This is a genomic window from Psychrobacter sp. Choline-02u-9 (assembly GCF_002836505.1).
Lineage (GTDB): Bacteria > Pseudomonadota > Gammaproteobacteria > Pseudomonadales > Moraxellaceae > Psychrobacter.
Genome location: NZ_PJBF01000040.1, coordinates 1 through 23819 on the forward strand (window position 1 = coordinate 1; position 23819 = coordinate 23819).

The 23819-nt window shown below is 39.4% G+C and carries 11 protein-coding genes and 1 tRNA gene; 9 read left to right on the forward strand and 3 right to left on the reverse strand.

What is annotated here, in order from left to right; translation table 11 throughout:
* The first annotated feature begins 289 nt into the window (after window positions 1–289).
* The 9 genes from CXF69_RS00665 to CXF69_RS00705 all read left to right on the forward strand — a co-directional run bounded on the left by CXF69_RS00665 (window position 290) and on the right by CXF69_RS00705 (window position 16808).
* Entirely contained in the window at window positions 290–1468 is a 1179-nt protein-coding gene (locus tag CXF69_RS00665) for an acyl-CoA desaturase (RefSeq protein ID WP_180952617.1), read from the forward strand.
* A gap of 335 nt (window positions 1469–1803) precedes the next feature.
* Window positions 1804–3270, forward strand: coding sequence for a protein adenylyltransferase SelO (locus CXF69_RS00670; RefSeq protein ID WP_102078005.1), 1467 nt, complete (start codon window positions 1804–1806; stop codon window positions 3268–3270).
* Between the two features lie 366 nt (window positions 3271–3636).
* On the forward strand, window positions 3637–5955 hold the full coding sequence (locus tag CXF69_RS00675) for an NADP-dependent malic enzyme (RefSeq protein WP_102078006.1): 2319 nt from the start codon (window positions 3637–3639) through the stop codon (window positions 5953–5955).
* A gap of 277 nt (window positions 5956–6232) precedes the next feature.
* Complete coding sequence (locus CXF69_RS00680) at window positions 6233–7414, forward strand: tRNA nucleotidyltransferase/poly(A) polymerase-related protein (RefSeq protein ID WP_102078007.1); 1182 nt, start codon at window positions 6233–6235, stop codon at window positions 7412–7414.
* Between the two features lie 37 nt (window positions 7415–7451).
* Entirely contained in the window at window positions 7452–8264 is an 813-nt protein-coding gene (locus CXF69_RS00685) for a pteridine reductase (protein WP_102078008.1), read from the forward strand.
* Window positions 8265–8359: 95 nt separating this feature from the next.
* Window positions 8360–8436: transfer RNA gene (locus CXF69_RS00690), tRNA-Ile, on the forward strand.
* A gap of 240 nt (window positions 8437–8676) precedes the next feature.
* Window positions 8677–9879 (forward strand): tyrosine-type recombinase/integrase, encoded by a 1203-nt coding sequence (locus tag CXF69_RS00695; protein ID WP_228706725.1) that lies wholly within the window; start codon window positions 8677–8679, stop codon window positions 9877–9879.
* A 31-nt stretch (window positions 9880–9910) separates the two neighbouring features.
* Entirely contained in the window at window positions 9911–16147 is a 6237-nt protein-coding gene (locus tag CXF69_RS00700; RefSeq protein ID WP_102078010.1) for a P-loop domain-containing protein, read from the forward strand.
* On the forward strand, window positions 16137–16808 hold the full coding sequence (locus tag CXF69_RS00705) for a hypothetical protein (protein WP_102078011.1): 672 nt from the start codon (window positions 16137–16139) through the stop codon (window positions 16806–16808). The genes CXF69_RS00700 and CXF69_RS00705 overlap by 11 nt, the downstream gene beginning before the upstream one ends.
* 59 nt (window positions 16809–16867) lie before the next feature.
* On the opposite strand, the gene CXF69_RS00710 is transcribed toward CXF69_RS00705, so the two are convergent.
* The 3 genes from CXF69_RS00710 to CXF69_RS00720 are packed head-to-tail and all read right to left on the reverse strand — an operon-like array spanning window position 16868 to window position 23002.
* A complete protein-coding gene (locus tag CXF69_RS00710; RefSeq protein ID WP_180952614.1) occupies window positions 16868–20125 on the reverse strand; it encodes a site-specific integrase in 3258 nt (1085 codons plus the stop codon).
* Entirely contained in the window at window positions 20118–22442 is a 2325-nt protein-coding gene (locus CXF69_RS00715) for a hypothetical protein (protein WP_102078013.1), read from the reverse strand. Before CXF69_RS00715 ends, CXF69_RS00710 begins: the two co-directional genes overlap by 8 nt.
* Complete coding sequence (locus CXF69_RS00720; RefSeq protein ID WP_102078014.1) at window positions 22442–23002, reverse strand: hypothetical protein; 561 nt, start codon at window positions 23000–23002, stop codon at window positions 22442–22444. The genes CXF69_RS00715 and CXF69_RS00720 overlap by 1 nt, the downstream gene beginning before the upstream one ends.
* Window positions 23003–23819 lie beyond the last annotated feature (817 nt).

Genomic DNA, 23819 nt, shown 5'->3' on the forward strand with positions numbered 1-23819 from the left:
TGTTCACTTTACACGCTTTTTAAGGTACTATGGTGGCTTAAATTAATACCGTTAGGGATATTATATGATTGCAAAAAAAGCACTTGGCTTACCGCTTAAAGGCTTACGTTTCGCTATCAAATCTGGTGATACGCTTGTAAAGACCGCCAGCACTCAAGTAACGCGTTTTAAAACTCGTTTCGATGAGAAAAAAGCGCAAATGGCGCTTGATGAGCAGCCTGTTGCAAAACGCAATTATGCGAAAGCTTCTGAGCAAGCGGATCTTTCTGCGCAAGAGCAAAGCATTGATATGCGTGAGTTTGAATTTACCAAAGCACCAATTAACTGGATTCCAGCGGCTATTTTAGTAGCGACGCCAATTGCTGCTGCTGTGATTACGCCATGGTATCTATGGACTCATGAAGTTAGCGCTCCTGTTTGGGGTGTGTTTGGTGCCTTTATGGTATGGACAGGTATCAGTATCACGGCGGGTTACCATCGTCTGCTATCGCACCGTGCTTACAAAGCGCACCCTATTGTCAAAAACTTTTTATTGTTAGGTTCAACCTTAGCCGTACAAGGCTCAGCGTTTGATTGGGTTTCTGGACATCGTACTCACCATCGTCATGTAGATGATCGTTTGGACGATCCGTATTCAGCACAGCGTGGTTTTTGGTTCAGCCATATTGGTTGGATGCTACGCAACTACCCTAGCGGCAAGTTCGACTACAAAAACATTCCTGATTTGACTAAAGATAGAGTCTTACAAATTCAGCATAAATACTACGGTCTATGGGTAGTTGCCATGAACGTTGGTATGGTTGCCGCTATCGGTTGGTTGCTTGGTGATGTTTGGGGTACGTTGGTTATCGCAGGCCTACTACGTTTGGTATTGACGCATCACTTTACGTTCTTCATCAATTCGCTATGTCATATGTTTGGTACACGTCCTTATACGGATACTAATAGTGCTCGTGATAACTTTTTCTTAGCTATCTTTACGTGGGGCGAGGGTTATCATAACTATCATCATTTCTTCCAGTATGATTATCGTAATGGCGTGAAATGGTGGCAATATGATCCAACAAAATGGTTGATTGCTGGTTTATCAAAAATCGGTTTAACGACGGATTTGCGTACTGTTGATGATACGACTATTAAGCATGCCGAAGTGCAAATGCAGTTTAAGAAAGCTCAGCAGCAAATCGATACAGCAGCAGTAAGCGGCATCGATCTTCCTCATGCGATGAAGAGCTTCCAAGACCGCATTAAGTTTGAATACGATGCATTTAAACAAACTGTCGAAGAATGGCAATCACTGAAAGCTCAAACTATTGAAATGAAAAAAATAGAATGTGCTGATCGCTTACGTGAAGTTGATGATAAGCTAAAGCATGATTATGCGAAAATTGAACAGAAAATCCTTGAGCATAACAGCAATCTAAAAACTGCCTTCCGCTCTATTGGCGCGAATGAAAAAGCTGCTTAATTAACCTCTGATTTGTTTTATAATTTTGAAGCTTCTCCATCCCCCTATCCGTCCTAGATAGGGGGATTTTTTTGCTTATAATTTGTCGCTTATGTCACTACAGCTACTTCTAATGACCTTATTATCATAATAGATGGTCAAGTACATTGGCTGAACCATTGCCAGCTCCAACCTAAAAGCAATAACAATCACATTCATCACATTCAATTACTTAAAGACAGATAATTTTATTTTTTGGTCAGATATTACAAGAGACGGACAGAGTGCAACGATGCCATATGAGAGCTATGCTATAGTGACATTCTCACTTTTATAATTTAATGGAAACGGCCTGTATGCGTTATCAAAACACTTACGTCAACCTAGACACGCGCCTTTATCATGAGCAGCCACCGACACCACTAGACAATCCTCGTGCCGGTCACTTCAATAGTCAAGTTGCACAGCAGTTGGGCTGGGCCGACGATGAGGATCTGATGACCAATTGGGTTGAGATATTGGGCGGTCAATACGTGCCAGCTGATTTCAAACCATTATCGATGGCCTATGCTGGTCACCAGTTTGGACAGTGGGCTGGGCAATTGGGCGACGGACGCGGTTTGCTCATGGCACAGGTACTCGATAATGATGGACAGCCACAAGACTTGCACCTCAAAGGCGCTGGCTTGACGCCCTACTCACGCATGGGTGATGGACGAGCAGTCTTACGTAGTACTATTCGCGAATACCTGTGCGGTCATGCATTGACCCAGCTTGGCATCCCCTCATCTAACGCATTGGGGTTTGTGGTATCTGATACGAGAGTGCGCCGTGAGCGTATCGAAGCAGGTGCAGCGTTGATGCGTGTGGCTGATAGTCATATTCGTCTCGGTCATGTCGAGTGGATTGCCAGCTTCGCCCCTGATGTACTGGGTGAGTTCACCGACTATATGATTGACACTTATTATCCAGAGTGCCGTGATAGCGAAGCGCCTGTCTTAGCTTTTTTGACCGCAGTGGTCGAGCGTACGGCCCGTATGATTGCTGATTGGCAATTGATTGGCTTTGCTCATGGTGTGATGAATACAGATAACTTATCTATCACGGGCAGTACTTTGGACTTCGGGCCGTTTGGCTTTATGGAGCGCTTCAATCCTGCATGGATTAATAATCATTCTGACCATACGGGTCGTTACGCTTATCAGAATCAGCCTGCTATTGGGCATTGGAATCTAAACGTTTGGCTGCCACACTTTATGCGCCTAGAAGGCGTTACTCGTGAGACTCTTGCTGACTGCCTAGCGCCTTACGAAGCAACCTTTATGCAGCATTATCAGCAAGGTCTGTGCCGCAAGCTTGGCTTACCGCATCAAAGAGAAAGTCTCAGCTTAGCCTTTGAATGGTTGACACTATTAGAAGACAACTTGCTCGACTATACCAATAGCTTCCGCGCCCTACTCGGTTTGGTCGCACCAGCAGATTATCCTTATGAGCAAAAGCTACTGACTACCATGACCACTGAATTAAGCGATGATGCGCAGCAAGTATGGCAAGACTGGTCAGCACGTTATCTGGCGCAGATCGAGCAGCTGCCACTTGAACAGGTAGTTAACGACATGACAACCACCAATCCTGTCTATGTCCTTCGTAATAGCATGGCGCAGCGTGCAATTACTGCCGCAGAGCAAGGCCAGTTTGAAGAAGTTGATCGAGTTTTTCGTTTATTAGCCAATCCTTACAGCGTGCAAGATATCGCTAATGATTTAGATAGCAGTGCGCCTGCGCCTGATACACCGCAGATGCCTATTAGTTGCTCATCTTAGTAGTTGCCCGTCTTAACACCTTTCAATTCTGTAATATTTTGAAATATTATGAAATTAAGGTTGATATCCAACTGCATTTTTTGGCATTATCAACGAGATAAATAACGAATATCATTTTATTATATTATTCGCACAATTCACCGTTGTTGACTAGGCAGTGAATTGGCAATAATGCTAGAATGAATATTTTAGCTGGTTTGCTTTTTTGACCTGATCTTTGATCGTCGACCATGATTCTGATGGTCGTGAGTCGTTTAACGTCTTTATCCCTTTCAATTATTATCATTCAATGATCTTTGGAGGGTTAGACGTTGTTTTTTATCACCATTTAATTTATTCCAATTTATTCCAACCATGGCAATTATTATGAATGACGATACCACTTCGAATACGGATAACCTCAGTACAGAAAAAGAGCAGTTTGAACAAGCTGCCTTACATTACCATGAGTTTCCACGCCCAGGTAAAATTTCGGTAACCCCTACTAAGCAGCTAGCCAACCAACGTGATTTAGCACTCGCCTACTCTCCAGGTGTTGCTGTACCTTGTCTTGAGATCCAAAGAGATCCAAAACTTGCGTCTAAATACACGGCACGTAATAACCTCGTTGGTGTTATCACTAACGGTACTGCTGTATTGGGTCTGGGTAATATCGGTCCATTGGCATCGAAGCCAGTCATGGAAGGTAAAGGCGTTCTATTTAAGAAGTTCGCAGGTATCGACGTTTTTGATATTGAAATTGCTCAAAATGATCCAGACAAATTCATCGAAGCGGTTGCCTCCCTTGAGCCTACTTTTGGTGGTATCAACCTAGAAGACATCAAAGCACCAGAATGTTTCAAAATTGAGCGCGTACTACGTGAGCGTATGAACATTCCTGTGTTCCATGATGATCAACATGGTACGTCAATCATTGTTGCCGCAGCCATGCTAAATGCTTTGTTGATCACTGGCAAAAAAATCGAAGAGATTAAAATTGTTTGTTCAGGCGCAGGCGCAGCAGCCATTTCTTGCCTAGATATTATTTGCGCGCTTGGCGTTAATAAGAACAACATTATTGTTTCAGACTCACGCGGTATCATCAGTACTAGCCGTGAAAACCTTGATGAAACCAAACAACGCTATGCTCGTGATGTTACGGCTACTTCTATCGAAGAAGTCATGGACGATGTCGATATGTTCCTAGGCCTATCAATGCCAGGTACACTATCAGAAGATATGGTTCGCCGTATGGCAAAAGACCCTATCGTCTTTGCACTTGCCAATCCAACACCTGAAATCATGCCAGAATTGGCCCATGCGGTACGTCCAGACGTCATCATGGCAACGGGTCGTTCAGACTATCCAAACCAAGTAAACAACGCGCTATGCTTCCCGTATATCTTCCGCGGTGCATTAGATGTTGGTGCAACCACTGTTAACGAAGAGATGAAAGTCGCCTGCGTAAAAGCAATCGCTGCGATGGCACACGTCGAAGCCACTCCAACTACCAGCGCTAGAAACATCGAAAAGATGCAGAGCTTTGGTCGTGACTACTTAATCCCAGGCCCTCTAGAACCAAATCTAATCATTGAGATCGCATCTGCTGTGGCCAAAGCAGCGATGGATTCGGGCGTTGCCACGCTACCGATCGATGACATGCAAGCCTATCGTCAGCGTCTATCTGAGTTTGTTTATAACTCAGCGTTTGTGATGAAGCCAATCTTTGCTCGTGCTAAAGCCGATCCAAAACGTATTGTGTACTGTGAAGGTGAAGACAACAACATCTTGCTTGCTGTACAAGTGGTCGTTGATGAGAAGCTAGCACAACCTATTTTGGTTGGTCGCCCTTCAGTTATCGAAGCCAATATCAAAAAACTGGGCCTACGTCTAAAAGCTGGCGAGAATATTACCATCGTCAACGTTGATGACGATCCTCGCTACAAAGACTACTGGCAGGGCTACTACGAGAAGAACAAACGCCGCGGTGTAAGCATTGAGCTTGCGCGTCGTGATGTTCGCCGTAAGACGACTTTGATTGGTTCTTTGCTGGTCGAAAACGGTGCGGCAGATGGCATGGTATGTGGTACCTTTGGCCATTACCAATTGCATCTAAAATACGTTGAAAGCGTCATTGGCAAAAAACAAGGTATGAATGATTTCTATGCGATGAATGCGGTACTCATGCAAGATCGTAATATCTTTATTGCTGATACCTATGTCCATGAAGACCCAACGGCTGAACAATTGGCTGAAATGACTGTCTTGGCAACAGATCAATTACGTCGCTTTGGTATCACGCCACGCGTTGCGCTAGTGTCTCATTCTAACTTTGGTGCTTCAGATCGTGCCAGCGCTGTCAAAATGCGTAAGGTTCATGAGCTACTAACCAATATGAATGTCGACTTTGAATTTGAAGGCGAAATGCAAGGTGATGCCGCGCTTAACGAAAATATTCGTCTAAACGATATGCCATCAAGCCCGTTAAAAGGTGCAGCGAACCTGCTTATCTTGCCAACCCTTGATGCCTCAAATATTGCTTTTAACCTGCTCAAAACAGCAACTGGCAGTGCTTCTATTGGCCCTATCCTATTAGGAACTAATAAGCCGGTACACATTTTGACGCCATCAGCGACAGCACGTGGTATTGTCAATATGACTGCACTGACCGTTACTGAAGCTCAAGACCTAGAAAACGAAAAATAGTCATATACCATACCCAGTATGAATGCACTGTATCGGTTCAATATAATTTGGATACAAGGAAGCCGAGTGAAAGTACTACAAATAGTAGACTGAGCGAGGCTGACACCCTACCAAATTTGTAGAGGATTGATTATATTAAGAAGGGCTCTGTCATCCATTGACAGAGCCCTTCTGCTATACTAAAACCAGTCAATGCAACTTATAGAGCATTGGCTGGTTTTTTGATTCATAAAAATTGAGCTAGTGATATAAAGCTCGATAATAACAAGAGGCTTCTATGCAAATTTATCTCGTAGGCGGTGCTGTACGCGATCGACTGCTTAAACGTCCTATCAAGGACAAGGACTTCGTCGTCGTTGGCGCTACTGTGGCAGAGATGATTGATGCAGGGTTTCAACAAGTGGGCGCTGACTTTCCTGTGTTTTTGCATCCGACCAGTCATGAAGAGTATGCATTGGCACGCACAGAGCGCAAGCAAGGCTCAGGCTACAAAGGTTTTAGCGTACATGCCAGTCCCGATGTCAGTCTAGAGGATGATTTGCGCCGTCGTGATTTAACCATCAACGCGATGGCAATCGAAGTTACCAGCTTAACCGATGATACCCCGATTAATGGACAAGTCATCGACTACTATGGCGGACTACAAGACTTAAAAAGTAAGACATTGCGTCATGTGTCCAGTGCTTTTAATGAAGACCCATTACGTGTACTTCGAACAGTACGCTTCTATAGCCGTTACTACGATTTGGGCTTTACCATCGCGGATGACACTTTAACGCTGATGCGTCAATTGGTCGATACAGGAGAGCTGACTCATTTAAGCGCCGAGCGTATCTGGCAAGAGTCAAGCCGTGCAACTATGCAACTATCACCGCAAGTCTACTGGCAAAAACTGTTTGAAATTGGTGCACTCGCAGAGTATTTCGCGCCTTTGCATCACGCTTGGGACAATATTCAAATAAGAGAAACAGTGCAGACAGCGTTATACTTTGCAGGACAGATGCATTTAAATTTATCGCAGCGTTGGGCACTACTAATGACTAGCCTGTCTTCATCACTATTTACTAGCGAAAACTCTGATTCTACGTCTAACGTATCAACCGCTATAAAAAATATTAACGCTATCGGTAATAAAGCCAAAGTCCCAAAAGCACATACTCAGTTCGCAATTTTATTCGCTCAGCAAGCTGAAAAACTAAGCACAATAAACAGTCTAAATGCGGCTGAAAAAATCGATCTAATCCAAGCCTGCGGTGCGCATAAGGAGCCTGACAAGCTCTCTCAACTGCTAGTGTGCAGTCATGTGTTACAGCTAGCAACACAGCATCGCCAAATGATGTTAGCACTAAACAGCTTTCACGCCATCGGTATGACTGACATTGCGCCAGACCTTAAAGGCCCGGCTATTGGTGCAGCCTTACGCCAAAGCAGGATTGAACACTTGCAAGCGCAACAATGATATAGACAAGCACCTTAGAGAAAAAAGTAATATTGCTATGAACCAAGAACTTAATGCCTACCAAGCAGAAAATATAAATAACCAAACGCCAGTGATGCTTGTCACAGGTAGTGCTAGGCGCATTGGGGCAGCTATTATTAAAGCGGCTCATAGGCAAGGTTACCGCGTTATCATTCATTGTCACCGTAGTGAACAAGACGCTAATGACTTAGCTGATGATCTGAACAACATCCGTGCTAATAGTGCAAAAGTTATCGTTGCTGATTTAACGATAGTCAACGATGGAGCGGCTTTAGACAGCTTTGTTGGAAGTATTATAGAGGCGTTTGGACAGCTTGATGTACTGGTGCATAATGCCTCACGGTTTTATCCTAGCCCGCTCGGTAGTATCAATGATGCACAGTGGGATGAGTTGCTTTTGACCAATGCGAAAGCCCCTTTACTATTAAGCCAAGCCCTATTACCTTATCTAAAGCAACAACAAGGCTGTATTATCAGTTTATTGGACATACACGCACATGATAGACCGTTTAACCACTATACTGTCTATAACATGGCAAAGGCTGCGCATCGAATGATGGTACAGTCGCTAGCGCTAGAGATGGCGCCAGAAGTACGGGTCAACGGGGTTGCTCCTGGGGTCAACATTTTACCTGACCCTACTAGCGACCAAGCTATTGATAACGAGCAACAACAAAGTATCATCGACGCTATCCCTATGAGGCGCATAGGCCAACCTGATGAGATTGCTCATAGCGTACTGTATCTTGTGCAGGCAAATTATGTCACAGGAGAGATCATCACCGTGGATGGAGGCCGTAGTCTAACCATAGCTGGTGGTTACCTGTAATACAAAAATATGGTTCAATAAAAAATATCTTGATTACTGCCTATCTTTTACTTGAAAAATTAAAAAAATCAGGTATCATTGTGCGTCTAACGTTAGGGCCCATAGCTCAGTTGGTTAGAGCAGAGGACTCATAATCCTTTGGTCGTAGGTTCAAGTCCTACTGGGCCCACCAAATTCAAACCCTTACAGTCATTGACTTGTAAGGGTTTTTTATTGTCTAAATTTCATGCAAGTGCACTGATATAATTAATTTTTTGATACTATCTTGATACTTTGACCCTTGTAGTAATTAAAGTATGATGACTACTAATACTATGGTTATATACTGCTGCATGGGTGATATATGAAAGTTAAACTTACCAAAAAATTTATTGATTCAATAGACTATACCGCTAAAGGTACTGATATCTATATGGATGATGTATTAACTGGATTTGCGCTACGTGTCGGTAAGCAGTCTAAACGCTATACATTGCATAAGCGCATCAATGGAAAGCTGTATAGAGACGAAGTAGAAGAAACGCATTTAATTACACTAACCGAAGCACGTGAAAAAGCAAGCATAATGATGGCTAACATCAAAAAAGGCATGCATGTTTATGACGGGCTTCATGAGAACCTAGAAGATCCGAAAGATAAGACCAATAATGTGCCAACACTGCAAGAAGCTTATGACTACTTTAAATCAACGAAGACTGGCTTAGCTGAAGGCACTATTACCACTTATGACCGTCAAATACTACATAAGCTAAAAGTCTGGCTAAATATCTCTCTAAATGATATTACTAAGTCAATGATAAGTGATAAACATAAGGAGATAAGCAAGCATAGCGAAGCTCAGGCTAATGCAACGATGAGAGCTCTGCGATCAGTTTGGAATTATTGCCGTGATAGCTTTTTAGATGATGACGAAGACTTTTTAATAAAAGAGCAACCTATACGTATACTCAATGCTAAAAAAGACTGGAATAGAATTAAACCACGTACCAAACATATTGAAGAAGAATATATAGGTATGTATCTTAAAACGCTTTTAAATTATGTTGATAGAAGCTCACACATGCAAGCGCCCCATAGCAATAATGCACGAGATATCATGCTATTTTTTATGTTTACTGGTGTGCGTTTAAACGAAGCGCAGTCTTTAAAGTGGTCTGACATCGACCTTAAAGCTGGCAGGATAATATTCAAAGATACAAAAAACGGTTCTGATTATCATATGCCTACTAGTAATATTTTACAGGCCCTACTCGAAGAAAGGTGGAGAATGAGTTCTGGTAAGCAATGGGTATTTCCAAGTGACTTGCAAGCCAGCGATGATCATATAAAAGACTTAAGTGGTAGTTACAAGGCCATAGGTAATCAAGCAAACCTATATATTACTCCACATGATCTGCGTCGTACTTTCGGAACGGTAGCCAATAGCTTAAATATCAGCTATCCAGTCCTTAAACGCTTGCTCAATCATCGTGAAGCTAAATCAAGCGATGATGTTACCCTACAGTATGTTCAAGTGTCACAGCGGCAACTAAGAGACGCTTTAAACTCAATAGAGTCCTTTTATTGTCAGCATGCTAGCTTGACACAAGCTGAAATAATCAGTAAATATTACTAACCTACTAAAATTCCAAGAAGAGTTCTTTAAAATGTCGTCAACTGATTTAGTCAGAACAAGCCGTGATGGTGACCAGTTTCACTATTTATGGGCATCAAGAAGAGCTTTATTACTGCTACAGTCGGATTCCAAATTAAAGCTAATAACGATAGAAGGAGTCTCTTCTGTTGAGTTAGGTGACCAGCATGTTTCTGATGGGGAATATGTGGTTGACGTCGCTGAATATTATGGCGGAGAAAGTTTTGAGACAGCTGATAGCATCAAATATTATCAGCTAAAGCATACGACGAAGAGTAAGGAAACTCCTTTTGACCCAAGTAAACTAAGAAATACGATAGAAGGTTTCAGCGACCGCTACAAAGCTCTTATTGAGGTTATTGGTAAAGAATCAGCCCAAGCTAAGCTCAAGTTTATATTCGTATCGAACAGATCTATTAATGAAGGCTTTCATGAGAGTATCAAACAAGTAGCTTTAGGGTACTCTACTAAGCTGACTAATCAAAGAAAGCTTGAGCTATATACAGGCTTAAACGGTCAAAACCTCTCTGACTTTTGTAAATTAATAACTTTTGATATCACTGCTGACGATTACTGGGAACAACGTAATATTCTTGCCTCAGAAACCGCAACTTATCTCGCTGGCTCTGACGCACACTCCCCTATTAGTTTAAAAGAGCTAATCACGAGAAAGGCGTTAAGCGAAAGTCAAAATAGCAACTCTATTAATAAAATCGACGTTTTAAGAACGCTTAATACAAATGAAGACGCTCTATTTCCAGTGAAAAATCTAATTAAGATAGTTGAGAACCCTATTCAACGTGAGCAAGAGCAACAACTTACTAGCCAGATTATTGATGATAATTTCAATGTTTTTATAATTCAAGCAGAAGGTGGTGTTGGCAAAACTATCTTTGCTTCTCACATTCATGAATACCTACCTGAAGATTCAATCTCTATTGTTTACGATTGTTTTGGGGATGGGGATTATAGAAACACCTCAACTTTAAGGCATACTCACAGAACAGCTTTGGTTCAAATAGCTAATGAACTAGCAGCAAAAGGGTTATCCCATCCTTTAATTCCAAGCTCCTCAGCTACAGATTTCGATTATATTAAAGCATTTTTATCAAGAATTGAGCAAGCCGCAGAGAAGCTTAATTACATTAACCCTAACGCAATCCTTTCGATTGTGATTGATGCCGCTGATAACGCTCAAATGGCAGCTGAAGAATTTGGAGAAGTCAGATCTTTTATTAAAGACTTAATCAAAGAATCTTTTCCTGACAATGTCAAATTAATTAGTTTCTGTAGACCCTACAGATTGACGTTACTTGATGCACCTTCAGCAGTTAAGTTACTTAATTTAAACCCCTTTACTCTTGAAGAGACTAAGCATAATTTAGAAAAACACTATGATCAAATATCGCCTGCAGATGTGTCGGAATTTCACAGACTAACATCTCAAAATCCACGTATCCAATATATGGCACTGGCAAAAGAGCAAAGCTTACCAGAAACCCTACGCTTCTTCGGTACAAACCCTAAAAGCATTGAAGACACTATAAGTGATTTATTAGAAGCAGCCGTCGATAAGATTAAAGAAGATAACTTTATTGAGAGCGCCAAAATAGACAAGCTGTGTGAGTCTATTGCGATTCTTAGACCTCTACTACCTATCGAGGTACTCGCGAAAATATCACAGGTTCCTGAAGAGCAAATCAGAAGCTTTATCGCAGATATTGGTGGACATCCCATTCGGTTACTAGATGATTATATCCAATTTATTGATGAACCAACAGAAACTTGGTTTAGAGACAAGTATCGTCCCAAAGACAGTCAACAACTTGGAGCTTATATCACTACGCTCAAACCTCTGGTTAGCGACTCACATTATGTTGCCTCAGTTTTACCACAGCTAATGCTAGAGGCTGAGGAATATGAAGATCTTTTCGATGCAGTCTTAAGCTCTAAACTTCTACCTGAAACCTCCTCACTAGAAAGAAGACACATTGAAGTACAACGGCTTCAATTTGCAATCAAAGCAGGCATTAAGCTTAATAGGTTAGTTGATGTTGCTAAGCTAGCATTAATGGCTGGTGGTGAAAGTGCCGCTCAAACCCGACAAAATGCCTTAATAGCAGAAAATTTAGACTTAGCTTCAGTTTTTTTTGATGATAACAAGTTACAAGAGTTAATCGCTAATGATATTTTCACTTTAGAAAATAAATGGCTAGGTGCAAAATTCGCCTATGAAGCGCAACTGCTTTCATATAAAGAAAACTTAATGAGTGAAGCAAGAAGTAAACTTCGAGTAGCTGAAGACTGGCTTCATAGCTTGTTCAAGCAACCTGAAGATGGAAGATATCATACAGGAGTTGATGATAAAGATATTGTGCGGCTATTTATTGCTCATTTCAACATACATGGCGCTGAACAAAGCTTAATTTGGCTGAATAAATGGAAACCAAAATCAGTAATCTATATGGTAGCAACTCAAGTAGCACAGGAATTTCTACTTTATAACAAGTTGGCAGATTTAAAGTCCATGCTACAACATGCCAGCAATAACATTTATTTCACATTGGGTATAGTAAACGAAACCGTTCAACATAACTATGATATTCCCGCTCAATATTTATCAAGATCTTTCAAAATTATAAGTCGTAAAGGCGTTTTAATTGAATTACAAGATGGAACTCGACCTGTAAGTTTGCATACTATGACGAACTACCTGTTAGCATGTTATAGATCTGAAGTCTGTAATGGGATAACTGCTTCAGATATATTATCCCGTTATATGCCAATCAGATTTCCTTATGAGCTTGAAGATACTCGTGGTCACTATGAAAAATCAATATATATGCTTGCTTATGCATTATTAGCTAAGTGGCAAGCTAGCGAATTAACAATAGAAGACATTATTGACGCAAACAGTAAAGCAAAAATCGAAAAATCTAACAGTTCATTTGAACTGAATGAAATTACCAATAATATTGAAAAGTTAATTCCTTGGTATAACTTGTTAGCTGATAGCCTGTTATCTACGTCAACCATTTCAGGTATTGAAGAGTCGATTAGTATTGTTTTAAATGACTCCTATCTCCCTAAAGCAGATGAATATCGCTTTAATCGTAGTATGGTAGAAGACATTGCATGGGCATGGTTTAAAATTATCATTACTAATAGTCAAAACATAAAACAGTTAGTACAGGAGTTATTTGATTATCTTAGTATTAGGGAAATTACATTACTTCCTAGAACCCTAAATGAGTTTACAAGAATATGCTGTCAGCGTTCTGAACTTAAAGACTTTGCTTACGATTTGAGTCAACAAAACTTCGAGAGAGCAATTAAAGCTCAAATAAATGCAAATGAGATACTGGACGATATTGTAGAAGTTGCAAGAGCAATACTACCGTTAGATACCAAGCAGGCTGAGTCATATTTTAATAAAGCTATAGAAGTCAGTAGTAAGATTGGCGATGAAAACTTTTCTCGATGGGAGGCTTTAATTTATCATGCTTCTAATACCACTGGGCTAACGTATAGTGGACAACCTGAACTAGCCTACAGATTCGCTAGATGTTCTGAGCTCACATATAAATATATATACGAAGACCATTTTAACTGGGATGCAACCGTTAAAGCACTCGTTGATATCCATCCAAATTCAGCTTTAGCTATTGCAAGTAGGTGGCGTGATAGACAGTTTGGCGAAGATGACTTAGTAATCAGTGCAATAGGAGAAAAGCTTTTAGAACATAAGCTTATCTCACCATTAGCACTTCTTTCCTTGCTTTGCCTAGAAACAGGTTCTTATTTAAAAGACATATTAGATGGTATTCAATTTAATAGTTTAGATAATGAAATTCAAAAAGCTGTGATTCTTATAGTCTATCAATATCAAGTTATACCTAATCCATCTGAAAACAATAGAACTATACTTAAAAAGCTATACGATAATTACTCACTACAAATAGATGATATACAACGGTTTTTCGATACCTATGAGCCTGATAAACTTAAATCAAGAGACTCCAGTTATGATTGTAGCTCTACAGTTGAGAGTATAGATTGGGCCAACGTTTTTATCGATGATCAACTAGATAGCCAATACGATTATCAATCAGCTCAAGATAGATACCTAAGTATTAAAGAATATAGTTCATTAGATGATAGCTACTATAGCGAGCTTCATAATAGGCTGTCTAATACCTACGTTTACGATTATATAGAGTCGACCTTAAATGATCCTAAAATAGGGGTATATAGATTAAACTTTATTTTGAAAACAATACCTGACAAATGGAAACAACGTGAAGCCGTAAGAGAATGTTTTAGCGAACAATTCAAAGTATATTGTCGCAGGCATACATTAGAGCTATTCATCAGTCTTCGCTATGGTGACTTGAAGTTAATTACTGTAATGAGTTTAATATCTAATCTTCCAGAGAGTGAGTTACTTGGACAGGTATTATTAGGGCGTTCAGAAAGCGCGGAACTTCTAGATAGTGACCAACTATTTAACATGGTAAGCATGATTAGTAAAATCATCGATCCTGAAGACTCAAAAGACGTATTAGAATATGGTTTAACCTTGTTAGAACAAGATTTATCTGATGATATATCTGACGGTGAGTGGCTTGCTCATTTGATACCTCCAGATAATATTGAGGAAGCCTATGCAGGTTATGTTGTCTCAGGGTTAGCATCACCCTTTCTTTATACACGTTGGCTTAATTCTCATGCTGTCAAAGTACTGGTAGAGCTCCAACAAAAACCCGTATTAGATGCTTTAATAAATCAGATAGATATGCAGACTAATAAAGCGTTTATCGACAACCGTTTTAGTTATTACAGTTATACTGCCCTTCAATGGTTGCTCATAGCTTTTTTAAAGGTTTCTAATGGACATGCCAGCGCAATAGCACCTTATATTGACTTCTTCAAGTCTAATATAAATCCAGATAAACCTCACATTTTAATCCGTTTTTATTCTGCTAAAATTCTTCTGAACCTACATGAGCAAGATATTATTAGTTTAACACTGACTGAAGTAGAAGCTTACGAGTCAATTGGAACTTCAAATTTTGAGGTTATAGAAAAAGAAGCTGTTAATTTAGATGAATATCAGAATATCGATAAGTCTGAAGTAGATTCATTTGGTATTGATTTTGGACCTTATTGGATTGAGCCTCTTGGCGAATATTTTGGTTTACATGCCAAATATGCCTACTATGAAGTATCTCTTGTCAAAGATAGCTTGTTTAATAATCCGAATAAATTAACAGATAGCAGACACTCATCTTCAATATATGAGTGGCAAGCAACAAATCATAGTCATGGCTCAGCACCAGAAGTAGAAGATTTAGAATTTTATAGAAACTATCATTCACTGATGATTGCGGCAGATATATTGCTAAATAAAAGGCCCTTAGTTCAACAAGACTGGTATACATTTTCTTATTGGCTATCGAAGTATGATTTTACATTGCTGAATGGCGTTTGGCTATCGAACTATAGAGACCCTACACCTAAACGAACGACCGAGTGGCATATTGGTATAGAGCAGAATAGTCCAAGTTGGGAGTACAGTATGTCATCAAGCGACTTTGATGAACATTTCAATTTTGATAACGATTGGTTGCCCATATGGGGTAGTTGGACAGAAGTATTTGATAGAAAAGAAAAAAGTTTTAACATGCGTTCAAGCTTAGTAGATCCTAAGACATCTTTTGCTTTATTGCGTTCGTTGCAGTCTTACACAGACCCTAGCGATTATTGTTTACCAAAACAAGGCGACGACTTTAATATTGACAACGGTGTCTTTAATTTAAAATCATTTATATCAGAATCTGAATGGTTCGATAATACCATTTTCGAGAAAGACCCTTGGTCAGCATCTATTGAGTATAGAAGTCTAAAACCTACTGACAGTGTTATTGAACTTATGAACATAAGCTGTGACTCACTTGGTAAGACTTGGTTTGATAAAAATGGTAGTGAAGTTATTAGAACGTCTTATTGGGGGCGTTTGCGCTCTCGTAATCAAGAGTACTCCCGTGGTACTAAAATGCTCGTTTCTAAGCATTTTCTCATCAGTATGCTTAGAGCTTTAAATATGAACTTAATAGTATCATTTTCAGGTGAACATCGACTTCATTCAAGACATGGAAAGGACGAGGATTATTATAAGGAGTTTGGGTATATTCCTAATAGTAAAAAAGTATATTTAATCACTAAGGACGGCGAGTTATATGGATACTAAATCACTGGAGCAGTTAGGAAAGAATCTTGTAGAAGAATATGGGCTTGAAAGCTCTACCAGTACTTTAGAGAGATGGATGCTTCACTATTTAGCTGAACTTTTTGATAAAGAAAGAGAATATGGTAATGCAGACGAGACAAAAACTATTCAACTTGAGATTAAAGAAATAATTTTAGAGTTTTGGCGATTAAGATATCGCTTAGCAGATGAAGATAGTTTATTTAAGAAAAACCAAGCTCTTATTGATACGTTAGAGAAGATAAGCCCTCAGTCCGTTATACCCATTAGCTCGTTTTTTAATCCCTATGATAGTAAAGACACACTTGAAGTTAGCGAAGCAGGATGGCAAGAAAGACTGTTAGCTATCGACAAATCATCAAAAGTAGTCATGTCACACTGTGTCTTAAAATACCTTAACGATATTGCTGATAAAAACAATGATATTGTGAAACTCATTGAGTCTATTGAAGCTTTTAACTCTCCAGAATCCTTTTTAAGTAGGTTTTATGGTGATGAGACAGCAGAGACAGATAAAATTGAAAATATAGAAGAACGCATTCAAAACTTAACTGTCTTTATAGATACAGCGGAGTCTGTACTCGAAGAATATAGGTCTGAGCTAGCTAGCTTAGCTGTTGATTCACATAATAAACCTAAATAATTTAATTACTCGGGCTTAATTGTTTCATAGCTGCTACTTGCAACGATAATGATTACTAACTATTTATTGTCATGTTTAATTAGCACAATCAAAAGATACCCTAGATATTTCAGCACCCCCGACGAAGCGTAGTAATCATCAGTAATAGCCAAATTCTTACCAGAACGTTTACGCTTTTTCTGCACTACCCTTACCTCATAGCCGTGGAAGTTTTCACGAGCACCGACACGTATTGAGCTGTTCAGATTCAAGTCTTTTTTAACATCACTTACAACTTGCTCGCTATATGCCCTAACCTGCCAATGACTGGCATCAATAAGCTGACAGCCTACTAGCATAAAACTCTGTAGCATCTCCAGCTGGGTCTCCTTAATACCAAAATGAATCGATGAGTTATTTAAGTTATGTTTATGTGCAAATATCTCAATAAACACTCCCAACTTCTCAGGATCCTTTATAGACATCTGATAAGCTCTATCTAATGCTCTAATTATTACTTCCTGATTTTTACTACCTTTAGGCCTACCTAGTAATAGCCTGTCATCATCAAACAGCTCGCTAGCGCGCAGATATAAACATTTAGATTCATTTAGACTTATACCATGTCTAATAGCAATCTCAGGTAACAGCTCATTTCTAGAGTTGATATTTAACTTCTGTAAGTCCTCTAAAAAACCTATGACGTCCGCATATTTAGGATGAATGAAAATTGACTTTTGAATAGACTCTTTCGATCCATTCAAACTATCGTTTAACAGTTGCTGGCTAGCATTGTTTTCAGATTCATCTATATTCTTGAATAATGGTACTTTATTGGAAGCTATCTTTTTAAGTAAATATGGTCTTATCTTATTTAGCTGCACCGTCTTTGTCGTTGCATCATAAGCAGTTTTATCTTGTCTATATATAGCGGAATAACCAAGCCCTGTTATTAACTCTAAAACGGTTATAGGTAGCTGCAAGCACGCTCTGCTGAGCTGTTCCCCTGCTAGCAAGTGAGCAGTATGAATGTAATGCTCGAAGGTTGTGTCGCACGTTAAATGCCCTGCAAGACTTGCCAGCCCAAACCAAGCGCCCTGCTCTTTGTGATAACCAAGAATTCCTTTCACTATTTTTTCGCACTGGTCGTTATTATAATCCGTCATCACCTGTACCAATGAAGATTCACGTAGTACTAATGCCAGTTGACTAATAGCAGTATGTCTAAAGCTATGAAATGTGAAGTCATGCTCTCCTAGCAATCTATCCCAAATCAACTTCATGAGATTACTAAAAAATACACTGGGTAACGGCTGATCACCTGATCCTTGAGAAAACAAGTAACGTCGCTTCAGTCTTTTCTGCTGATGATATAGCTGAACAAATTGTTCCAGCTCGTCTTGCTTAAGTAAGCAATCAACCAGTATAAGCCTACTTGCACTGCTACTTTTCAATCTTCGATAGCGATTCGGTCTTAGCCATATTTGTGGTTGTTCTATTCGTTGTCCATGCTCATCAGCATAGATATCTGCTACATCAGCAACTTTAATACCGATGAGTTCCTTTATTCGCATTCCTGTTCGGTATGCCAGATTTAAGACTACTAAGCAAAGGTTTTTCTGTTCATAGTCTAAATCCGAGGTGACCAGATACTCTTTCATCGCATGATATATACGAGGCGATATCATACTCGCCTTTATAACCTGACGTTTATTACCCCATGGAAAATACACATATGGAGCATCGTAATACTCTATTTGATAATCATGAAATGCTCTCAGGCGACCATAGGTAAATTTTTGAGTATCTTTAAGCTGATCTAAGTAAGATACTTTAATGTCACTTGCCAGCTCATTTAATACGCTTGGGGAATCAGGTACCTCACTTTCGATAATGCCTGCATCTTCATTTATGTTACTTATAGCTTCATCGTTGAAATCAGAATCTTTTTTAAGTATCGAAAATTTACGACCATCCTTAATCTTACTTTGAATAATCTCCTCATAGACAGCTTCAAAGTCTTCATCCGACCATTCATCAAGAGTCTCATCCATCGTTAGCATCAGCCAATCACGACCAATACAGCCCACGTATTTACTGATGGTATCTAGCCTGCTATTACTATCACTCAATAAGCTCTTGACCCACCCTAAAAGACGCGTGGCATTCGGTTGAGCGAAATCCTGTTGTAATAACTCTATATGCGAAATAGCTGATACCCTGCTGCCTTTGAGAGCATCTTGCACCTTTTTAATGAGATTTTTGCTAAAGCTTGGATAATTATTTTTATTAGCACTTCTTTTACTTAATCCTGAATAACTTGCTACAAACAGCTCTGACCAATTAAGTGGTGGCGGGTTTGAGCCAATCGCCTCTTGGTTATAATTAATGAGCTCATTTATACTTAAGCCAGTGGTTTTGATTTTGCCTTGTCTAACAATAGACAGCGCACTATCTATATCGGTACCCTTCATCTGCCGCCAATGATAGTTCGCATATTTTATTAATTGCGATAGATGCGGTTTACTTTTATCTTTATTTTGTAGTTTTAGCTTCTTACAAGTATCACTAATAATGGTTTCAAACGATTTCACACCTTCTCTGTTCAGGTTTTTATCTTTCAGCGCATATAGAAAGCAAAGTGTCATATCGTCAGGTATGTACTCTACATAGCGCTGTAAGCTTGTAGTAGATACATTCTCTAAAATATGACCTTTCCTATGAGAACAACCATAATTGTCATCATAAATACTTAGTAAAATTAGCGCTAAATGTTCACTGCTAGCATTCGAGATTGATGACTGATCCGCTCCTGGCAACTGCAGCCGGTAGATATCGCGTTCGCCTAGGAGCCATTGATACAGAGCTTTTAGTGCATCTATATCATTTAATCCACCATACATCATGCTACAGTAGAGCGCTGACTCAATTAAATCATTGTTTGAGAACTTTCTTTTTCGTTGCCATATTTCAATCATTTGCTGACTAGCAAGGCTTACTTGAGCGCCATTCACCATCCAATCATAAGAGATGATTAAATTATCGCGCTCTGCGATGACGGGCACCACAGGTTCATCTAAATCAGTACCATTCTTTTTGTTGTAATTTCGAATGGATGCTAAAAAACCTTGTCTGGCTAAATAGTAAGTATGGGCGGTATCAAAGCGCGTCTTAAGCGCGTTATCGATTGCTTGATAGTATTCAGTTAAGTCTGTTTCTGTAGTTATAGCATTCTCGTCCACATAAGACGCTATCAAAACTTTCGCCTCATTTTTGATAGCATCATAACTTTTGCTTCTATTTTCTTCTCTTAACTGATGAGCAACGGCATTATCCATATACATTCACCTCAACTTGTCGTAGGTTAAGCTCAACTGCAACTTTATCTAAGTCAGCAGATAGTTCTTTTAGCTCATTAATGGATAGTGACGACATGGGGTTCATAGCCTCCTGATCTGGATGTTCATGACCATATAAGGCGCAGATCAGATGCTCAGGAGGCTTATTTGTTAGGATTGAGCGTAATTGATGCCTTAGCCAATTATCTTGATGGCTAAAAAAATGCCTTGTCTGATAACGAATTTTACTAGGCGTAATACCAGAAAACCCTTTAGGATTTTTACTAAAAAGCTGGATGAGCGGCTGTTTAGATTTCAATATGTCGTCTAGTGGGAATTGGTCATTTGGATAAATTGCATTATGGAGGACTGCAAATTGATTGATATATTCAATATAGGTTTGAACGGCTGTGATCAAGAAATCACTTAGAGGAATGAGTCTTCCCTGCCCTTGTCCCTGACGCTCTTCTTTATCGGACACCCATAACAGCCTTTGCCTAAAGTCAAATTGATTTAAAAGCCCCGGCGCATGCTTTACAGGTCTAATCCCAGTCTGAATAAATATGATGTGCCATAGCCAGACACCATAAGCATTAAACTGCTCAATATAACGGTCCTGCCTTATGCTTACGTTCCGCTTTAATCGACCGTTATAGCTCTCAGCTGCCTCAGCAAGCTCATCAAAGAATCTTTGGCAGATATCAGTATTTAAAGTCATGTCACTACCGATATATTTTTTGTACTGATTACTTTTCGTGCTAGATAGAATAAATGGTCGAACTTCATTCTGAATGTCCGCTGTACAATATTGGGTCAATAGATGTATAGCATTGCTGTATGTCTGCTCTAAGCTTATCGTCTCAATACTGGTGTAGTACAAAGGTGAGCTGTGCTTCACATCAACCCCAGTCAGAATCTCGGCATGGAGTGGCTCATGAAGCTCATTCTTGATAATCGTATATAAACAAGCATCAATATGCTGGTTTGATAATGCTGGCAAGTCCAGCTGTTTTTTTAAGCTTACTAGCACCTCAGAAACATCATGGCTATTAACCAAAAACTTATTCTTAATAACCGCTTGTAATCTAATTGGTAGAGGTAGTTTGAATTCATTATCGTAACTCTGACGATACGGTAATAAGTGACTTCTACGATTCGAGGTCACGTTAATAGTGATGCTCATAACATAACCATCAGCAGCCGAACCGCTCTCATGACTCAGCCACTTGCGCTGACTTTTATCCAACTGCAGCTCCTGAACCACTTCTTGAATCTTACGGCCACTTAGCATTGATAGTAATATAACGGCATAAACCTGACGCTGTTTATAGCTGACAGTGGTAAAAAGCTGCCACATTCGAGCAAATAGCATTTGATAACTTAGTAGGCTGAGTTGACGAATATTGGTGGGAAAATTAAATTGATTGCGGCGGGCATGTCGGTAGTTGTTTTTTAGCCTCCATTGTTGTAACTCTGAGGATTTGGCTGTTGTCTTGGAAGGTTTGAAGTCATTGTCTAAAAGTTTAGGTGGTTCGTCGTCAGCAATATTTTCATCGTAAGCAACGTTATCCTCTCTATGGGTATTGCCAAATACTGTCGCTCTTAGTGGTTCGTCAGTACTATCAAGGTACAACGTATTAGAGTGTTCTTTGCTAGGCTCATTATCTTTTGAATTGCTATAAGTTTTGCCTACAAAGACTTTGTTCTCTGCAATCACTTCATAAGCAAGTCGTATTTGCCCAATTTTACCCGCCAATTTTTGATTAATGACTTTGCCTGATGCTTCGTTATTTTTTGTCTGAGCTTCATACTGACGTAACGCTGATAGTACGTTTGCCATTGAATCATGTTGAGCATGAATAGTGATTAACTTGTCGACGATCTTAGATTGTGGGTTGTTGTTCTTTAATCCCATTCTAAAGCGCACACTTAGCTGATTGATTTTGGCAGAGTGCTCATCTTTACGTGCAGCAATCATAATAATGACTTGCAGGTATGCACTCATAAACCGCCATGCTTCATTATTAATATGTACTTGACCATATCTCTGGTAAAACAAAACCAGCATATAAGTGACGGCCCAATCCTCAATCTTTTTCTCTTTGATAACTGTACCAGCAATAGCTTCACATTCAGACGGTGTCAATACCTGTATATCTAGGCTGGCATGTTCACCAATGTGCAGGTAAAAGTTTGGATTGATATCCAGCAGATTAACAACCAGATTTTGTACTTTTATATAGTGCGGTGAGTTAGAGGGTACCAACTGTTCTAGGACTCTCTGTAATTCAGTAGTATCGAATTTATGCATATTCATTAGCGTGCGTCACTCAGCCAGTCCATGCTTTTAGGCATACCTATGACACGCTCTTCTGATGCAAACTTGCATTGTTGATACTCATAGTTGCTCTGGCTAATACGTGCAAAGCGGCAGTATTCCTTTACGGTCAAATACTTAATACGCATCAACTGACATATAACACTTTGAGGCGCGTTATTTTTCAGTGTCTTAAATAAATCAGGATGATTGACACCTTTCAAGGAAATCAAACTGACTACTTCTCGCCATGCTAGCTGCTGAATATCATTGATACTTTCAGGGATGATTAAACATGGGTAATCACTATCATTCTCGAATCTTAAGACCTGATCGACTCTCTCGAAATCGTTAAAGAAATAAAAAGTATTATTCCTTCCCTCAACCAAGCGAAGTGGTGGACGGTAAAAGTTATCCAAAAACTTCATATCGATATAAGGAGTTTTAGGTCTCAGTCTCTGCCAAACACATAAAGCAGCTCTAGCATACGGATGTACATACAAATAATCCTTACTAGGAATAGCAAGTTTTTGCCCAACCTTAAGTTTATTATTTTTCATCTTATATACGATATTAGTGAATACAATTCATGTTATCTAATAACCACTCAGGTGTCAAACGCTTTATTTTTGTGGGTTTTAAAATCGTAAAATAATTAATTTTATTAAACATTTAGTATTATTTTAGATATAAAAAACCTCTTAAAGCTATATAAAATATAGCTTTAAGAGGTTTTTAGATTTTATGATTTTGTTAGGTTAAAAGGTTAGAATTGGGGTTTGCATGCAATCGATCAACATCGTAGCACTCACCAGTTTCACTGTGAGCGGTCTTAACTAGTAGCTGGCAATAGTCGCTAATATCACGACTTAGTCAGTCGTAGTAGCTTGATGGCTTAACACTTAAGACATGGCACATAGTGGTGATGCTAAAGAGATTGTTATCTTCACTGACTATTTTTCATAAAGTACGCGGTGGGCTTTTTTAGGATTTCTCATTCCTCTTCAGCTACTTTGAGTTGTCGCTTGAGCTGTTTTACATTTTCAAGAACGATTAACAGTTGCGGGTCATATTATTCAATCACTTTAAGCTGACATTTATTAATTTCTCCTTGTCAATTAGATAATATTTGCTTCGCTATTCCTAGCTGCTGGACAATTACATTCAAGTTACCATTGTTGGCTGAATTTTTCTAACATCTTCTGCTTTGAATTTCATGCTATAGCTCTACTTTTCTAATCATGGTAAACCCTTCCCCTCGAGTTAGTAGTTTACCAAGTTTATCTCTACGGTTTCTTTAGTGTAATTCAAACTTCTATAAATGAACATTTAAGGGCTAACTATGACTTATGTAAGAGGTCTAATAAATGCTCTCCT